Genomic DNA, 16,123 nt, shown 5'->3' on the forward strand with positions numbered 1-16,123 from the left:
CGTCGTGGACAACGGCGGAAACACGGCCAAAGCTTATGGCAATGGCAGCAGGATCCGGAAATCCGTCAGTCCAGGCCGGCTTTCGCACTCGATCATGCCCAGGTGCTGCTGCACGAAGGTTTGCGCCAGCGTCAGCCCCAGGCCGCTGCCGCCATCCCTGCCCGACACCAGCGGGTAGAAGATACGGTCGCGGATCTCCGGTGCGATGCCCGGTCCATTGTCGATGATATGCAAGTCTAATGCCAGCCCGTAGCGGACCTTCGCCAGCGTGACCTGGCGCGCCACGCGGGTGCGCAAGACGATCTCGGCGTCGCCCGCGGCGATGCGTCCCGCCAGCGCTTGGGCGGCATTGTGGACGATGTTCAGGACCGCCTGGATCAGCTGTTCCTTGTCGCCCCTGAACTCGGGAATCGAGGCGTCGTAGTCGCGCCGGATGCACAGCCCGTTGGGGAATTCGGCCAGCACCAGCGAACGCACGCGCTCGCACACTTCGTGGATGTTGACGTCGCCGACGATATGCGGCTTGCGATGCGGCGCCAGCAGGCGGTCGACCAGGGTTTGCAGGCGGTCGGCTTCCTTGATGACTACCTGTGTGTACTCTCTGAGTTCGCTCAGGTGCAGCGGCGGCAGTTCGAGTTCCAGCAATTGCGCCGCGCCGCGGATGCCGCCCAGCGGGTTCTTGATCTCGTGCGCGAGGTTGCGGATCAGTTCCTTGTTGGCCTGGCTCTGGTCGAGAAAACGTTCTTCGCGGTCGAGCTTCAGTTGCTGGACGTTCTCGCGCAACTCCATCAGCACTTCGCCGTTGTCGAGCGCGCTGGCGATCGAGTGCACGTGCAGGGTTTCGCGGCCGGGCCGCTCCAGGGCCAAGTCTTGCCGCAGGTCGGCGTACTGGTGGGCGCGGGTCTGCTCGCACAGGGCGGCCAGTTCGTCGCCGTTGGAGAATAACGCCGCCAGGGTCTGGCGCGACAGCGATTTCAGCGAGGCGTCGAGCATGTTCTCGGCCGCCGGATTGGCATAGCGCACGCGGTCGTGGGCGTCGACCAGCAGTACGCTCGACGCCAGCAGTTCCAGGCCGGCGAAGCGGGCCGGCTGCGGCGGGTGCTCAGGTGGGTTCATCGTATGTTTGCGATCTCGCGCCGCAGCGCTTCGATATTGCGTTCGGTGCGGCTGATGTCGTCGCGCATGCCGGCCACGCGTTCCTGGTACTTGGCGTAGTTGCGCTCGTTACCCTGGCGTTCCGGCTCGCCGTTGTTGAAGGTTTGGCGCAGGCCGGCCAGCTTGGCCTCTTCGGCGCGCAGCTCCTCGTTGAGGATGCCGCGGCGGTCGTCGTCGCGGGCGCGCTGCTGCGAGGTGTCCACGCGCGGGAAGTTCGACGGACTGGAGGTGGATGCCGCGGGCGCCGCATTGGTCGCGCGTGGCGCAACCGGCACCGGCGCACGGCGCTCGGGCGGCGCCGGAATATAGCCCGGCAAATCGAGCGCCTTGCAGCCCTTCTTGCCGGTATCGGTGAACTCGACGCGGCCTTGCGCATCGACGCATTTGTAGACCGTGGTCTGGGCTTCGGCCGCGCCGCTGAAGATCACGCCGGCGGCAAGCGCCAGCCTGGTGACACTGGTAGTCATTCGCATCAGTAGAAGCTGCACGGCATGGCGTGCGAGATTGGGTTGAGCCGAATATACCGCATCCATAAAAAAACGCGGGGAAAGCCATCGGCCTTCCCCGCGTTTGTTACCTGCGCTTACAGCTTTTGATGCCGTGGCGCAACGGTTTTAATAAAAGCTTATGCCGAGTAGTACATGTCGAATTCAAGCGGGTGCGGGGTCATGCGCATGCGCTGGACTTCGCCCATTTTCAGTTCCAGGTAGGCGTCGATCATGGCGTCGCTGAACACGCCGCCGCGGGTCAGGAACTCGCGGTCCTTGTCCAGCGCTTCCAGGGCTTCTTCGAGCGAAGCGCAGACGGTCGGGATCAGCTTGTCTTCTTCCGGCGGCAGGTGGTACAGGTCCTTCGAGGCTGCTTCGCCCGGATGGATCTTGTTCTGGATGCCGTCCAGGCCGGCCATCAGCAGCGCCGAGAAGCACAGGTAGACGTTGGCCAGCGGGTCCGGGAAGCGCACTTCGATGCGGCGGCCCTTCGGATTGGCCACGTGCGGGATGCGGATCGAGGCCGAACGGTTCTTGGCCGAATACGCCAGTTTCACCGGCGCTTCGTAGCCCGGCACCAGGCGCTTGTACGAGTTGGTGCCCGGGTTGGTGATCGCGTTGAGCGCCTTGGCGTGCTTGATGATGCCGCCGATGTAGAACAGCGCCGTTTCCGACAGGCCAGCATAGCCGTCGCCCGCGAACAGGTTCTTGCCGTCCTTCCAGATCGACTGGTGCACGTGCATGCCCGAGCCGTTGTCGCCGTTGATCGGCTTCGGCATGAAGGTCGCGGTCTTGCCGTAGCTGTGGGCGACGTTCCAGATCACGTACTTCATGTTCTGGGTCCAGTCGGCGCGCTCGACCAGGGTCGAGAAGCGGGTGCCGATTTCGTTCTGGCCGGCGCCGGCCACTTCGTGGTGGTGCACTTCGACCGGGATGCCGAGCGATTCCAGGATCAGGCACATTTCCGAGCGCATGTCCTGGAAGCTATCGACCGGCGGCACCGGGAAGTAGCCGCCCTTGACTGCCGGACGGTGGCCGCTGTTGCCGCCTTCGGTCTTGGCGTTGGTCGACCACGAGGCTTCGTCCGAATCGATCTTCACGAAGCAGCCCGACATGTCGACTTTCCAGCGGATCGAATCGAAGATGAAGAATTCAGGCTCCGGACCGAAGAAGGCGGTGTCGCCCAGGCCGGTCGACTTCAGGTACGCTTCGGCGCGCTTGGCGATCGAGCGTGGATCGCGGTCGTAACCCTTGCCGTCCGACGGTTCGATCACGTCGCACTGCATGAAGATCGTCGTTTCTTCCATGAACGGATCGATGTTGGCGGTGCTTGGATCCGGCATCAGGAGCATGTCCGATGCTTCGATGCCCTTCCAGCCGGCGATCGACGAGCCGTCGAAGGCGTGGCCCGACTCGAATTTGTCGAGGTCGAAGTGCGACACAGGAACGGTGACGTGCTGCTCTTTACCGCGGGTATCCGCGAAGCGGAAATCCACGAACTTGACTTCGTTGTCCTTCACCATCTGCATCACGTCTGCGGCGGTCTTTGCCATGCGGTTTCTCCTGAATGAAATTGGGGTGTCGCCAAAACCGGCGAGGTCGTTTGGACCGGTCAACCTGTCTGCGACATGCTCGCAGGAATATATGCAGGAACCATGCCAGCGCTTTCGACATGAACAAATGCATAATCCTTCTTTAGAACGCGGGGAGTTTAACCATAAAATCCCGATCAGGCTGGAAATATCCAACAGTGCAGCCTCCTCATCACTTGCACCATTCTGGTGCAAGACATGGCGAGCGCACCATTTTGATGCACCATGCACCGTTTCGGCAAGCGTGCGCCGGCACGGTGCGTAATCTACAAGGACAGCGATGAAGACGACCAAGGAAATCCTCGACGCCGCACGCGAGCGTGCACCGGGCCAGCCCTATGCCGGTGCGGTCACGCCCGACGAAGCCTATATGCTGCTGCAGGCGGCGCCCAACGTGAAGCTGGTCGACGTGCGCACCAATGCCGAGCGCGACTGGGTCGGCCGCGTGGTGTTGCCGCCAGGCCAGCAGCTGGCGGTCGAATGGGCCACCTACCCGGGCGGCCAGCCGAATCCGCAATTCGGTGCGCAACTCGAAGGCGCCGCCGGCAAGGACGAGATCCTGCTGTTCCTGTGCCGCTCGGGCGTGCGTTCGCGCCACGGTGCGCGCGTGGCCACCGAACTCGGCTATGCCAATGCCTACGACATCCTGGAAGGCTTCGAAGGCGACAAGGATGGCGAAGGGCACCGCAAAACGGTCGGCGGCTGGTGCAAGGCGGGCTTGCCCTGGGTTGGGGCATGATGCCCGACGTCGCTGCGCTGGGACAGGCGCGTGACTTGATGTATCGACGTCGCTACGAGGAAGCGCTGGCGATCGTGACCGGGCTGCATGACCAGGCCAGGGGGCATGAACTGGCAGGCAATCTCGCCCTGGGGTACACGCTCAGTATCTGGGGGGAGCTGGCCGAACACCATGCGCCAGCCCATGCGGCCCTGGCGCAGGTGCGCGACGAGGCTGCCGCCGTCCTGCTGGCCGGGCCAGCCGACCGCGCGCAGTTCGGCCACGTCGCCTCGCTGGATAAACGTTTGGACGACGCGGCGCATACACGCGCGCTGTTCCTGCAACTGCTCGAGCGCGACACGGCCGTGGCAGCCACCTATGCGCATACGGCCTTGCCGGCCCTGATCGCGGTCGGCGACTTCGCGCTGGCGGAACGCTTCCTGCCCGATCCTGAACACGTGGTGCGCGACGAGAGTGCGCACCTGAACCGGGAATTCGCCAGCCGCCGCATGCGCGCCTACACCAGGGCGCCACGCATCCCGGCAAGTATCCATGGCTATGCCGCCGAAATCGGGAAAGTCCTGCGCGTGCTCGAAGGCCGCGGCCGCATCGGCGAGGCCCGCCGCCTGCACGCCATGGCCATCGACGCGATTCGGGCAACCACGCTGCGGCGCGCCGTGCGCACTGCCCTGCTGCCCGGCGCCAAGCCATGGTACGAGCGCGGCCGGCCCGATCTGCGCAAGGAGCGGCCGAAGGAGCGGCTGCGCCATCGCCGGCTGCTGGCGAAAGGGGTGCGCAAGCTGGCGAGGTAGGGTGGGCGCCCCGTGCCCACGCGGAAGCATGCCTCGTATTGCCGCCTTTTGATGGCGTGTCTGCGCGTCGTTCCGCGTGGGCATAGGGGTCCTGCGCGGCCCGGCCCACCCTACGCGTTCCGTCAATGCGCCGGCAGCACCATCACCTGCACGCCCGAGGCCGACGCGGGCGCGCGGTAGACGCGCTGGGTCGCCTTCCTGAAATCCTCCGGCTTCGCTTGCGGGATCGAGGTGAAGGTCTGCGGATTCAGGTCGACCAGCGGGAACCACGAACTCTGCACCTGCACCATGATGCGGTGGCCGCGGCGGAAGGTGTGGTTGACGTCGCCGATGGCGAAGCTGAGCGCTTCGACCTTGCCCGGCACGAAGGGTTCGGGCTTCTCGAAGCTGTGGCGGAACTTGCCGCGCAGCGGATTGCCGCGCACCAGTTGCTGGTAGCCGCCCAGCGCCACTTTCGGAACGCCAACGTCGCCGCCCTTGTGTTCCACGGGCGTTTGCGGATAGGCGGCCGGATAGACGTCGATCAGTTTGACGACCCAGTCGGCATCGGTCCCCGTGGTCGAGACGAACAGCTTCGGCGTCACCGGACCGGCGATCGTCACGTCTTCTTCCAGCACCTCGCTCTGGTAGACCAGCACGTCGGGCCGGGTGGCGGCGAAGCGCTGGTCGGAGACCATGTATTCCTTCGGCACACCGGTGGCGGCGTAGCCGATGAAGGGGACCGGCTTGAGCGGGTCGGCCACGTATTCGTCGTAGGTCGCCGCCGCAGCCGCCGGCTGCGTCCACGCCAGCTTGCCGCCGGCGCCGAAGTACAGGGTGCCCGCCTTGGCCTGTTGCGGTGGCCAGGCGCTGTAGCGGCGCCAGACGTTGCTGCCGGTTTCGAAGGCCGTGACTTCGGCGATCGGCGCCGCCGGCTTGACGCCCTTCAGGTGCTGCTCGAAGAACGGGAATTGCAGCTCCTTGCGGAACCAGGCCGAGGTCGCGCTGTCGAAATTCACATGGCCGAGCCGTGCGCCCTCGCCGCGCGCCCAGCCGCCGTGCACCCACGGCCCCATCACCAGGCTGTTGACGATGCCGGGATTCTGCTTTTCGATCGCATGGTAGGTGGTGAACGGTCCCTGCAAATCTTCGGCGTCGAACCAGCCGCCGACCGTCAGCACAGCCGCCTTGACGTTCTTCAGATGCGGCGCGATCGCGCGCGACTGCCAGAAGCTGTCGTAGGTGTCGTGCTCGATGTTCGGCATGAACAGGGCGCGCTGCTCGCGGCTCATGCTGGCGGCGATGTTCGACAGGGTCAGGTGCCCCAGGAAGAAATCGTAGCCGCTGGTGGTGCCATAGTCGAATTCGGCCCAGGTCTTGGGCAGCGGCGTCGGGTTCTGCGCCTCGGTAAAGGCGGCGTAGAAATCGAAATTCGCGGCCAGCATGAAGGCGCCGCCGTGATACGAATCGTCGCCCATGTACAGGTCGGTCACCGGCGCCTGCGGCGAGGCCGCCTTGATGGCCGGATGCGAATCGATGATGCTGGCCGCCGTATAGAAGCCGGGGTAGCTGATGCCGTGGATGCCGACCTTGCCGTTATTGTTGGGGACGTTCTTCAACAGCCAGGCCACGCTGTCGTGCATGTCCTGGCTTTCGATGCCCTCGCCGGCGGCGCGTTTGGACTGCCCGTGCGGCGTCATTTCCTGCCACTTCCCTTCCGACATGTAGCGCCCGCGCACGTCCTGTTCGACGAAGATGTAGCCGGCGTCCTCGAATTCGCGCGAGGGTCCGATGTGCTCCGGGAACCAGTCGACGCCGTAGCGCAGCTCGCCCTGCGCCTCGACGCCGGCGCTGTAGGGCGTGCGCGTCATCAGGAAGGGATAGCTGCGGCCGGCGTCCTTCGGCACGTACACCACCGTGAAGAGTTTGACGCCGTCGCGCATCGGGATGCGGTATTCGTACTTGGTATAGCTTGCGCGCAGGTTGTGTTTGGCGACGGGTGCATCGGCCTCGGCGGCGAAGGTGATGCCGGGGCCAAAGGCGAGCACGACGCTCAGCACAAGGAGGGACAGCGGACGACGCATGATGAATTCTTTCGGAATCGGATTGCACAGGGGCCGCCAGTGTAATCCGATTCCACAGAGAATTGCTACTCAGGCAAGGCGTCGCCGGCGCCGGGTGCTTTCAGGCGCTGGCGCACGATATTGATGTGGCCGCGCAGGCCGTACAGGCCGTCCGCATAGGCGAGCGGCACCGAGATGTGGTTCACCTGCTCCTCGATCTCGTCGAGGCGGCGCAGCAGGTCCACCCGCACGATCTCGCGCCGGTCTTGTTCGATGCGCTCCAGTACGCCTTCCCAGGTCTGCTCGACCGCGCGCAATTCGCCATACCAGCGGTACACGCGCGAACGCACGCGCCAGACGTACAGCGGCGGCACGATTTTAGAAAGCGGAATCACCAGCGCAGCCAGCGCCACCACCACGACCCAGAGCCGCTCGAACAGGTTGGCGACCCAGAAGCGCATGTAGCGCTGCAGGAAAGGCGGACCGTCGCGGTAGTATTTGGCCGCCTCGTCGGCCACCGGGATCTCGGTGAACTTCGGCGACGGGAACTGGCCCTGCTGCTGGAACCACCCTGCCCCGCCGTGGATTTCGCCGGCCGCCTTGACGAACAGGTCGACCAGGGCCGGATGCAGGTCCTCGCGCGCCACCAGCGTCGCCGTGGGCGCGATCAGGTGGTAATCCTGCGCCGGGATGTCGCGCCCGAGATCGACGATCCCGCGCGGCAGCGTCACGTGGGTGAGAAAAGGCAGGCGCCGCGTATAGGCTTCGGCCTGCGAAAAATTGAAGAGGCGGATGCCGGGCGTCTGCAGCAGCATCTGGATCAGCGGCGCTTCCGGCGCCGAACTGAATACGAGGCCGTCGATGCGCCCGGCCAGCAGCTCGACGGTGGCCGGCGTGTTTTCGAGCGCACTGATCTTCAATTCCTGCGGCTCGACGCCGTTCACGGCCAGCACTTGCCGGAACAGGTTCGGCACGCCCGTGCCTTCCGGGCCGAGATTGATGCGCAAGCCGCGCAGGCCGGTCAGGTTATTCGTTTTAACGCTGTCACGTAAAAACAGCCACACCGGCTCGGTGAACAGGCTGCCCAGCGAGACCAGGCCGAGCTTGTCCGCTTCCTCCGCGCTGGTCGAGCCGCTCTGCACAAAGGCGATGTCGGCCTCGCCGCTGCGCAGGCGTTCCAGGTTTTGCTGCGAGCCGAGCGTCGGCTGCAGGGTGACGCCGATCTCGTCCTTCTTGAGCGCCTGTGCGTATTGCACGCCAAACGCTTCGTAGGCGCTGTTGTCCTGCCCTGTAGCCAAACGCACCTGGCGTGGCGGGGCCGGATCGACGAAGAGATAGGCGGCGATGCAGGCAGCCGTGACGAGGATGATGGTCGGTCCCGAGGCGACCAATAAGTCGCGCAGCGAGACGAAACTGAAATTGCGGATTCTGGAGACGGCGCGCCGGCTGGCCCGGCGCGCCTTTTCAGAAGCCGTCAACGAACGCATTGGCGCTGGGCGCCCACACTACCCTGCGGCGGTTCGATCATCGGCATCAGGCTCGGCGCCAGCGTCACCAGGAGCTGCACCGGCAACGCGCTGGTGAAGTCGTAGTTTTCCGACTGCGGACCGTGCACGTAGGCCGTCATCGACCCGAAGAAGCGCTCGCCGATGTTGAACACGAACGTCGCCGAGCGGTTCACGTAGCGCGACTCGATCAGGCGTCCGCCGCGGGCATACACGTCGAAGCGCTGGTCGCCGGTACCGGTCTTGCCGCCGACGGCGATCACGTTGCCGTCGGCAGTGGCGAATGCCGTCTTGACGCGCTTGGCGGTGCCTTCCGAAACCACGCCGCGGATGGCATTGGCCACCGCACGCGCGACTTCCGGCGCCAGCACGACTTCCTGCTCGACTTTCGGCGCCCGCTTCACCAGCGTTTCGTACGGCGTGTCCTTGGCGAAGTGCAGCGAATCGATGCGCTCGACGGGTTTGCGCACGCCGCCGTTGATGATGATGCCCATCAGTTCGGCCAGCGCGGCCGGACGGTCGGCCGACGCGCCCAGCGTGGTCGCGTACGACGGCACCAGCGAATCGAACGGATAGCCCATCTTCTTCCACTGGGCGTGGATCTTGAGGAAGGATTCGACTTCCAGCAGGCCGGCGATGCGCTTGTCCTGGGCGTTCTTGCGGTTGGTCTTGAACAGCCAGGAATAGACTTCCTGGCGTTCCTTGACGCTGGCCTTCACCGCATCGCTCCAGCCAGCCTTGGCATGGGTGCGCAGGTATCCGACCAGCCACAGTTCGAGCGGGTGCGTGGAGGCGACGTAGCCGCGGTCGGCCAGCGACATGTTGGCCGGGGCGTACTGCTCGTACATCTTTTCGATGCGTTCCTGGTCGACTTCGTTGGTCGGCAGCGAGGCATTGATGAAGGCGCCGAATTCCTGCAGCGTCGCATTCGGCGCGATCGTGCGGTGCACGGCGGCCAGCTTCGAAGCCGCCGGACGCACGCCGGCCAGCAGCAGCGCCTGCGCTTCCGGATAGGTCTTGCCCTTGTACTTGTTCCAGAACTTGGCCAGGAAGGTCTTGCCCTCGGCGTCGGCGAAGCGCGCCAGGTATTCGGCGCGGCGCGGATCGTCGGCGTCGGCGAGCAAGGCGGCCGAGGAGCCCGGCAGCTGGAACATGTAGTAGCGCGCCACGTCGCGCATCATGCGCACGAACACCAGGTTGGTCGACTGCTGCAGCGCGTGCTGCACGGTCATGATCTTGCCGTTGTCGAGCTTGCTGAAGTTGCCGAAGTAATGCAGGCCGCCGCCGGTGAAGAAGCCTTCGCCCGGATTGGCCGAGTATTTTCTCTCCATCGCCGCCGCCAACATCGGCGTGAGGCCGCGGTCGGCATTCGCCGGCAGCCCCTGGAAGTATTCGACGGCCCACGCGCTGAGGCGGTCCTTCGGATCGATGCGCACTTCGCGCAGTGCTTTCTGGTCCATCCCGCCATAGCGCTTGTGCAGCTGGTCGACGATGTCGAGGTAAGTGACCAGCGTGCGCAGCTTGGCGGTCGAGCCGAGGTCGAGCTTGGCCTGCTCGTTGATGTCGAGCGGCTGGTCGTAGTTGTCGGTCTGGACGCGCAGGTAATTGACATTGGCGCCGCGCTCCATCAGCGTGAAGCTGTAGACCACTTGCGACGGATCGCCGTTGCCGAGCATGCCCTTGCCGGTCAGGCCGGCTTCCGCCGCCGCTTCCGGCGTGGTCAGGCGGCGCAGCGCGGCCGAGACGGCTTGCTGGGCTTCGGAGTCGAGCGTCGACACCACCGACATGTCGAGGCGGTCGAGGTTGTACAGGCGCGGTTCGCCGAGCAGGTAGCCGAGGTGGTTGCGCACCGCGTTGGCGGCCTTGCGCGACACGAAGGTGTTGGCCGCCGGGGCTTCGACGCCGGAACCGAGCGCCGGTTTCAGCTTGACGGCGAGCGCGGCGTCGCGCAGCTGCGGCGTGATCACACCGGCTTGCGCCAGCACGCGCAGGTGGCTGTTGGTCAGCGTCTCGAGGTCGGCTTCGCCGGCGCCGAGGTAATAGGCCGGACGGCGCTGCGCAATCATCAGCGACAGCGCTTCCTTGTAGACCAGCACCGCTTCCGGCGTGTCCATGCGGCCCTTCAAAGTCGCGCCGACCTTGTTGAAGTCGCGCCCGTACCAGACCCACATGCCGTCGCCGATGCCGTTGACTTCGCCGTAGCCGGGCTTGGCCGACAGCGGCACCGTGTTCAGGTAGTCGAGCACGATCTGGCGGCGCGAATTGGTCGTGTCTTCGCCGTCGCGGTAGGCACGCAGCGTGGCCGAGGCCATCTGGATGAGTTTATCTTCCAGCGAGGCGGTGCGCCCTTCCGGCGAGTGGCGGTATTTTTCGATCTGCGTGGCCAGGGTCGAGCCGCCGGCCACGCGGCCGCCGCCGCTGATGCCGATGGCGGACAGCGACTTGTCGAACACGGCTTTCGAGAAGCGGTCCCATTCGACCGCCGGGTTGCGTTTCGGGTAGGCCGGGTCGAGCAGCTCGCGGTTTTCGATGAAGAGCAGGCTTTGCACCAGCAATTGCGGCGTGTCGTCGAAGCGCTCGTAGAAACGCTCGGGGAAGCGCGTGCCGAACAGCGGCTGGCTGCGGCAATCGAGGATCTCGAGGCCAGTGCGGGTCTTTTCGCTGTAGGTCGCGAACAGGCCGCGGTCGGCCAGTTCCAGCATCTTGGGCGACATGCGCGCCTGGGCGTCGATGATGTAGTCGCGCGTCTGCAGCTTGGTCAGAAAGGCCGGCAGGTGCGAATAGCCGAGGCGGGCGTCGTACGGGCTCTCGGCCGGGAAGCGGATCGCGTTGCTCGGACCCTTTTCCACGCGGTAGTGCACGTCCTTCATCATGCCGGCGAAGATTTTCGCCTGCAGGGTCGAGGTGCGCGTTTCGTAGACCGCATAGGCCGAGCCGGCGGCCACGACCACCAGCAACAGGCCGAACAGGACCAGCTTGCCGCGTCCCCTGCCCTTCGGCGGTTCGCCTTCGTGCTCGGGTTCGGCCGTCGTGCCGGACCCGTCGCCGCCGTCGGCGGCCTCGGTGACGAGGGACAGATGGGGCAAGGGGGGCGGCAACGGCGCTTCCTGTGCTTCCTGCGCTGACGCATCGATTGCGGGCGCGGCATTGCCGTCGGCTTGTCCGCGCAAGGCGCGAAATACGTTACGAGGCCGTTTGAAACGGCGGGTGCTTTCCATGATGGCTTAACCGGTGTGAATCGTTTTTCCTGCAATCCCTAGTCAACCTGCTCGCCATCCGTACGACCGGTCTGTTCGAGTAATTGAAGTGGTCTTTTGTTCGTTTTCGGCACTGGATTCGGCGCCCATTTTCACGCCGATCCTTCCTGCCCAAGTCATCATTCCACCACATCAACAGGTTTTGCACGAAGCCCTGTTCAACAAATTTGACCTGCTCCGATTTTTTTCGCAAAAAAACAACGGCAGAGATAATGGGATGGCATTGATGCCTACAAGCATCGGTATTGTCATCCTACAAGGCTCGGATTTCCCCTTCGTGACAGCGTTCGCGCAGCTCGTCCAGTGCCTGCAGACAGTAGTACTGGAACCACAGGCCGGTGAACAGGAAGATCAGCACGTAGAGCCAGGCGGACAGGATCGCCAGGAAAGGAAACAGCGCCACCGCCAGCACCGCGCCGCCCATCCAGGCGATCCCCGGCAAGGCGCCGAGCACGCCCGAGACCATGCCAATGCCCAGCAGCGGCCAGCGGCGCGCGTGCATGATCTGCTTGCGTTCGGCGGCGCTGGCGTGCGCGGCCAGCGCGTCGTAGCTCATCACGCGCGAGGCCACCCAGCCCCACAGCGCCGCCTGCACCACCACTGCCAGCGGCGGGATCGCATACAGGGGAATGGTGCACACCCACAGCAGCGCGAACACCAGCACGCTGGTGATGTTCATCCAGATGCTGCCGGCAAAGCTGCCGCCCTCCTTTTGTTCGAGCTTCGGGAACTGGCGCCGGCTGACGTATTTCTCGATCGCCGGCATCGCGAAGATGCCCATGAACAGTAGCGCGGAAGCGATCATCAGCGGCAACAGCAGCAGGATCGCCACCAGCGGCACCACGACCACTTTCAGCATGCCCAGGCCGAAGCTCGACAGCCAGCTGCCGCCGGTCTGGAGCCAGCCGTTCTCGCGGAACACGGCGTCGAGCCAGTCGAACAGCGCCCCGCCGTAGGCCCACAGCAAACCGCCCCAGACCAGCAGGGACAGCAGCAGCGGCACCAGCGACAGCATCATCATGCGCGGCGAAAAGCCGGCGCGCAGGGCGCGTGCCCAGGCGGTCAGCGCGCCGTTCACACCGGGCTCCAAAGGGTGGTCGAGATCGAGAGAGGCATGGCCGTGCGGCTCCTGATGACAAAAAATGCATTGTAGACGCGATTCCACTGGCGGGCCGCCGATGGCGGTTTGCCGGGCCATGCACTACAATCGCCGTTCACAGATTATCGAGGGAACAACATGTCCACCACTACCACTGCTTCCGGCCTGCAATACGAAGACACCGTCGTCGGCGAAGGCGCCGAAGCCAAAGCCGGTGCCTACGTCACTGTCCACTACACCGGCTGGCTGCGCAACGACGACGGCACCCAGGGCGCCAAGTTCGATTCCAGCAAAGACCGCAACGACCCGTTCCAGTTCCCGCTGGGCGCCGGCCATGTGATCAAGGGCTGGGATGAAGGCGTGCAAGGCATGAAAGTCGGCGGCCAGCGCCGCCTGACCATCCCTGCCAGCATCGGCTACGGCGCGCGCGGCGCCGGCGGCGTGATCCCGCCGAACGCGACCCTGATCTTCGACGTTGAACTGCTGAACGTCTGAGTCATTGAAGTAAAGCCTGCCCTGCCCGCCTGGCGCCGCGGGGCAGCGCTGCATCGAGCACTACATCGAGCATCCCCTCTAAAATACCTCCCAAAAACGCATTTCCTCTCGTCCCCTGCGCTAAGATGGCCGCGCGCATTGCATGAACGTCAATGCCCCATCGCATAACCAGACCACAGGAGTTTTTATGAGCTTGCAAGACCAGTTCACCCAGGCCCAGGCCGATTCGAAGAACCTGCCGGAACGCCCGGACAACATGACCTTGCTGAAGATCTACGCGCTGTTCAAGCAGGCGTCGGCGGGCGACGCCACCGGCGAGCGTCCAGGCTTCACCGACATGGTCGGCCGCGCCAAGTTCGATGCATGGGATGGCCTGAAAGGCACCTCGAAAGAGGACGCCATGCAGCAGTACATCGATCTGATCGAAGAACTCAAGGGCTGATCGGCGACGTTTTACGATTCCGACGGCCGGGCGCGCAGTGCGCCTGCGCCCGTTGCAAACCGCGATTCGTAGGGTGGAGTCCTGACTCCACGCGCTACGGCGGTGATTCGGCCAGGACCATCGCGACAGATCGATGACCCGGCCATCATCCATTCCGTGGCCTGCAAACGCTGCAACGCGTGGAGTCAGGACTCCACCCTACAAAATCGACATCACGCCGCCGCGAACACCCGGCGCATCTTGTCCGTCACCTTCGCCTCGATCGCCGGGCGAAACGCACTCATCAGCAATCCCAGCCTGATCTGCAAGGCCGCGCGCTGCGCGCCCAGGGTCAGCGCGCCCTCGACGCCGCTGCGCTCGAAACGCAGCACGTCGCCGTCCCAGCGCCATTGCATGCCGAATTCGGCGGCCACCTTGTCGGCCACCTGTTGCGCCGCGGCGCGTGCCCGTTCCGGGCTCAGGTTGTGTTCCTGGACGATCTGGATGTCGGCCATCTGATTCCTCTCTTCAACAAAATCTGCAAGACAATCCGCCATGATGCCAGTTGCATCGACCGGATGCCAGTCCGCTATGCAATTGATCCTTGTCAAAACCGCTTCCTTGGAGGACGCGAGTATCGACTGAGCCAAGTCAACCGCACGCTCATTCACCGAGGATCACGCCATGGAACAACAACGCGCACTGCTGCCCGACGACCCGCTTCCCTTCCAGCGCGACCAGCCTCCGGTCGCCTTCATCCCGACACCCAGCGCCGCCTACCGCCAGCACCGCAAGGCGGCGCAGTTGCTCGACCAGCCCGGCGCCCCGCGCGCAGTGGAAAAGCCACCAGAGTCAAGCGTGCCGCTGCCCTATGCCTTCGGCGCGCGCGTGCTGATGTGGAAACAGGACCCCTCGGTGCTCGACGTGGGCACCCGCAAGGCCTTCCTGCCGGGCGTGGTGCTGGCCGGCCCGCGCGACGCCCGCATCGCCTCGGGCGACCCCGGTATCAGCCCGGTCGAGCCGAACGCTTTCGGCGACTTCGTCACCATGCCCGACACGCCGCAGTTCGACGCCGTCCATACCTTTGCCGTGGTGCGCCAGACCCTGACCATGTACCAGCGCTCGCTGTCCTCGGCCGGCGCCGAGATGCCGCTGCCCTGGCAGTGGAACAGCAGCATCGACACGGCGCCGCTGCAGATTTTCCCCTACGGCTTGCCGAACGTGATGAACGCCTTTTACAGCCGTACCCAGAACTGCCTGAAATTCGGCGACTTCGTGCCTTCCGGGCAAAAGGACCGGGTGTTTACCTGCCGCTCGTTCGACATCGTTGCCCACGAAACCGGGCACGCCGTGCTCGACGGCCTGAAACCGCACTGGCTGCTGGCCGACGCGCCGCCGCAGACGGGCGGGCTGCACGAAGCTTTCGGCGACCTGACCGCGATCTTCCTGGCGCTGTCCCAGCTCGACCAGTGCGAGGCGGTGGTGGCCCAGACCAAGGCGCGCCTGCACGATAAAACCTTCCTCGCCGACATCGCCGAGCAGTTCGGCCTGGCGCTGGGCGGCACCACGGGATTGAGGAATGCCGACAACGACCTGACCCTGTCGCAGGCCGGCACCCAGGTGCATGCGATTTCCCAGGTATTTACGGGCGGCGTCTACGACATCCTGGCCGACGCCTTTGCGCTCGAGCGCAATCCCGCCTTCGAGGACGATGCCGCCGTGCTGCACCGGGTCGCCGCCTGGCTGCGCGGGCTGGTGCTGCGCGCGCTGGTGGCTGCACCCGAAATCGCCGCCACCTATGCCGACGTCGTCAACGAAATGCTGCGCCTGGCCGTGGAGGACGGCAAGCCGGCGCCCTACATCGACGCGATCCGGCACCAGTTCACGATCCGCGAAGTCGTGGGCGCGGAGCTTCCCGAGACCACACCCGTCCCCGCTCCCGCCCCGGTCGCGACGGCAAGCGCCACGGCCGCTCCCTGCACCTTCAAGCGCCTCAGTGCCGTCGTCTGCGACGCGCCCGGCGCCCAGCAGGACCGGCGCGCCTGCTGCGGCACCATGAACCTGGCCGAGTACTACAACATCGAACGCGTGCTCGATGCCGAGGCGCAGGCGCTGGCGCGCTGGTGCGCCGAGCGCGGGCGCAACGGCCCGGCCGGCGAGGCGTTGCCGGTGGAGGCGCCGTCGTCCGGCGACACGCAGGCGGCGGCAGCGATCGAGGCAGTGGCGGCGGCCTCGTGAAGATCCGCGCGAAAATGGCCGGCGGTTTCGCCGGCATCGAACGCTGCGTCGAACTCGACACGGCCTGCCGCCCCGACGGGCCGGCGCTCGAGGCATTGGTGCGGCAAGCCGATTTCTCCGGCCCCGGCCCGAAGCACGCGGTCGGCGCCGATTTGCCGCGCTGGGAAATCACGGTCGAGGATGGCGAGCGTTGCCATTCGGTGCTGCTGGTCGAGGATGGTTCTTTCGACGAGACCGGTTGGCTGGCGTTGTTGGCGCATTTGCGGGCGTTGGGGTAGGCAGGCGTGATGCGGTGTGGATT

General features: G+C 65.2%; 14 protein-coding genes. 6 read left to right on the forward strand and 8 right to left on the reverse strand.

Annotated features, from left to right (window positions below; all coding sequences use genetic code 11):
- Window positions 1-33: 33 nt before the first annotated feature.
- From glnL to glnA, 3 genes are all read right to left on the reverse strand, one after another.
- The gene (glnL, locus tag AC56LG_RS02945) at window positions 34-1,116 is read right to left on the reverse strand and encodes a nitrogen regulation protein NR(II) (protein ID WP_497164634.1); all 1,083 of its coding nucleotides are present in this window, start codon (window positions 1,114-1,116) and stop codon (window positions 34-36) included.
- Window positions 1,113-1,622, reverse strand: a complete 510-nt coding sequence (locus AC56LG_RS02950; protein ID WP_497164635.1) for a DUF4124 domain-containing protein — start codon at window positions 1,620-1,622, stop codon at window positions 1,113-1,115. The genes glnL and AC56LG_RS02950 overlap by 4 nt, the downstream gene beginning before the upstream one ends.
- A gap of 158 nt (window positions 1,623-1,780) precedes the next feature.
- Window positions 1,781-3,196 carry a type I glutamate--ammonia ligase gene (gene glnA, locus AC56LG_RS02955; RefSeq protein ID WP_497164636.1) on the reverse strand — a complete coding sequence of 472 codons (1,416 nt, stop codon included), beginning with the start codon at window positions 3,194-3,196 and terminating at the stop codon, window positions 1,781-1,783.
- A 319-nt stretch (window positions 3,197-3,515) separates the two neighbouring features.
- Here glnA and AC56LG_RS02960 point away from each other — a divergent pair, with 319 nt between their 5' ends.
- Both AC56LG_RS02960 and AC56LG_RS02965 read left to right on the forward strand, forming a co-directional pair.
- On the forward strand, window positions 3,516-3,974 hold the full coding sequence (locus tag AC56LG_RS02960; RefSeq protein WP_497164637.1) for a rhodanese-like domain-containing protein: 459 nt from the start codon (window positions 3,516-3,518) through the stop codon (window positions 3,972-3,974).
- Window positions 3,971-4,765: a hypothetical protein gene (locus AC56LG_RS02965; protein ID WP_497164638.1), complete on the forward strand. Its 795-nt coding sequence runs from the start codon at window positions 3,971-3,973 to the stop codon at window positions 4,763-4,765. Before AC56LG_RS02960 ends, AC56LG_RS02965 begins: the two co-directional genes overlap by 4 nt.
- 122 nt (window positions 4,766-4,887) lie before the next feature.
- Here AC56LG_RS02965 and AC56LG_RS02970 read toward each other — a convergent pair whose 3' ends face one another.
- The 4 genes from AC56LG_RS02970 to AC56LG_RS02985 form a co-directional block, all read right to left on the reverse strand.
- A complete protein-coding gene (locus AC56LG_RS02970; RefSeq protein ID WP_497164639.1) occupies window positions 4,888-6,828 on the reverse strand; it encodes a CocE/NonD family hydrolase in 1,941 nt (646 codons plus the stop codon).
- 65 nt (window positions 6,829-6,893) lie between these two features.
- Window positions 6,894-8,294, reverse strand: coding sequence for a TAXI family TRAP transporter solute-binding subunit (locus AC56LG_RS02975; RefSeq protein ID WP_497164640.1), 1,401 nt, complete (start codon window positions 8,292-8,294; stop codon window positions 6,894-6,896).
- A complete protein-coding gene (locus AC56LG_RS02980) occupies window positions 8,282-11,530 on the reverse strand; it encodes a transglycosylase domain-containing protein (RefSeq protein ID WP_497164641.1) in 3,249 nt (1,082 codons plus the stop codon). Before AC56LG_RS02980 ends, AC56LG_RS02975 begins: the two co-directional genes overlap by 13 nt.
- Before the next feature lie 292 nt (window positions 11,531-11,822).
- Entirely contained in the window at window positions 11,823-12,647 is an 825-nt protein-coding gene (locus tag AC56LG_RS02985) for an EI24 domain-containing protein (RefSeq protein ID WP_497164642.1), read from the reverse strand.
- A 159-nt stretch (window positions 12,648-12,806) separates the two neighbouring features.
- On the opposite strand from AC56LG_RS02985, the gene AC56LG_RS02990 reads away from it, so the two are divergent.
- Together AC56LG_RS02990 and AC56LG_RS02995 are read left to right on the forward strand one after the other, a co-directional pair.
- The gene (locus tag AC56LG_RS02990; protein WP_497164643.1) at window positions 12,807-13,163 is read left to right on the forward strand and encodes an FKBP-type peptidyl-prolyl cis-trans isomerase; all 357 of its coding nucleotides are present in this window, start codon (window positions 12,807-12,809) and stop codon (window positions 13,161-13,163) included.
- A 187-nt stretch (window positions 13,164-13,350) separates the two neighbouring features.
- A complete protein-coding gene (locus AC56LG_RS02995; protein ID WP_497164644.1) occupies window positions 13,351-13,605 on the forward strand; it encodes an acyl-CoA-binding protein in 255 nt (84 codons plus the stop codon).
- A gap of 212 nt (window positions 13,606-13,817) precedes the next feature.
- On the opposite strand, the gene AC56LG_RS03000 is transcribed toward AC56LG_RS02995, so the two are convergent.
- A complete protein-coding gene (locus tag AC56LG_RS03000) occupies window positions 13,818-14,099 on the reverse strand; it encodes a polyhydroxyalkanoic acid system family protein (RefSeq protein WP_497164645.1) in 282 nt (93 codons plus the stop codon).
- A gap of 169 nt (window positions 14,100-14,268) precedes the next feature.
- Here AC56LG_RS03000 and AC56LG_RS03005 point away from each other — a divergent pair, with 169 nt between their 5' ends.
- On the forward strand, window positions 14,269-15,822 hold the full coding sequence (locus tag AC56LG_RS03005; protein WP_497164646.1) for a hypothetical protein: 1,554 nt from the start codon (window positions 14,269-14,271) through the stop codon (window positions 15,820-15,822).
- Window positions 15,819-16,100, forward strand: coding sequence for a protealysin inhibitor emfourin (locus AC56LG_RS03010; RefSeq protein WP_497164647.1), 282 nt, complete (start codon window positions 15,819-15,821; stop codon window positions 16,098-16,100). Before AC56LG_RS03005 ends, AC56LG_RS03010 begins: the two co-directional genes overlap by 4 nt.
- Window positions 16,101-16,123: the final 23 nt, after the last annotated feature.

It is taken from the genome of Telluria sp. ZB2R32 (assembly GCF_059685715.1).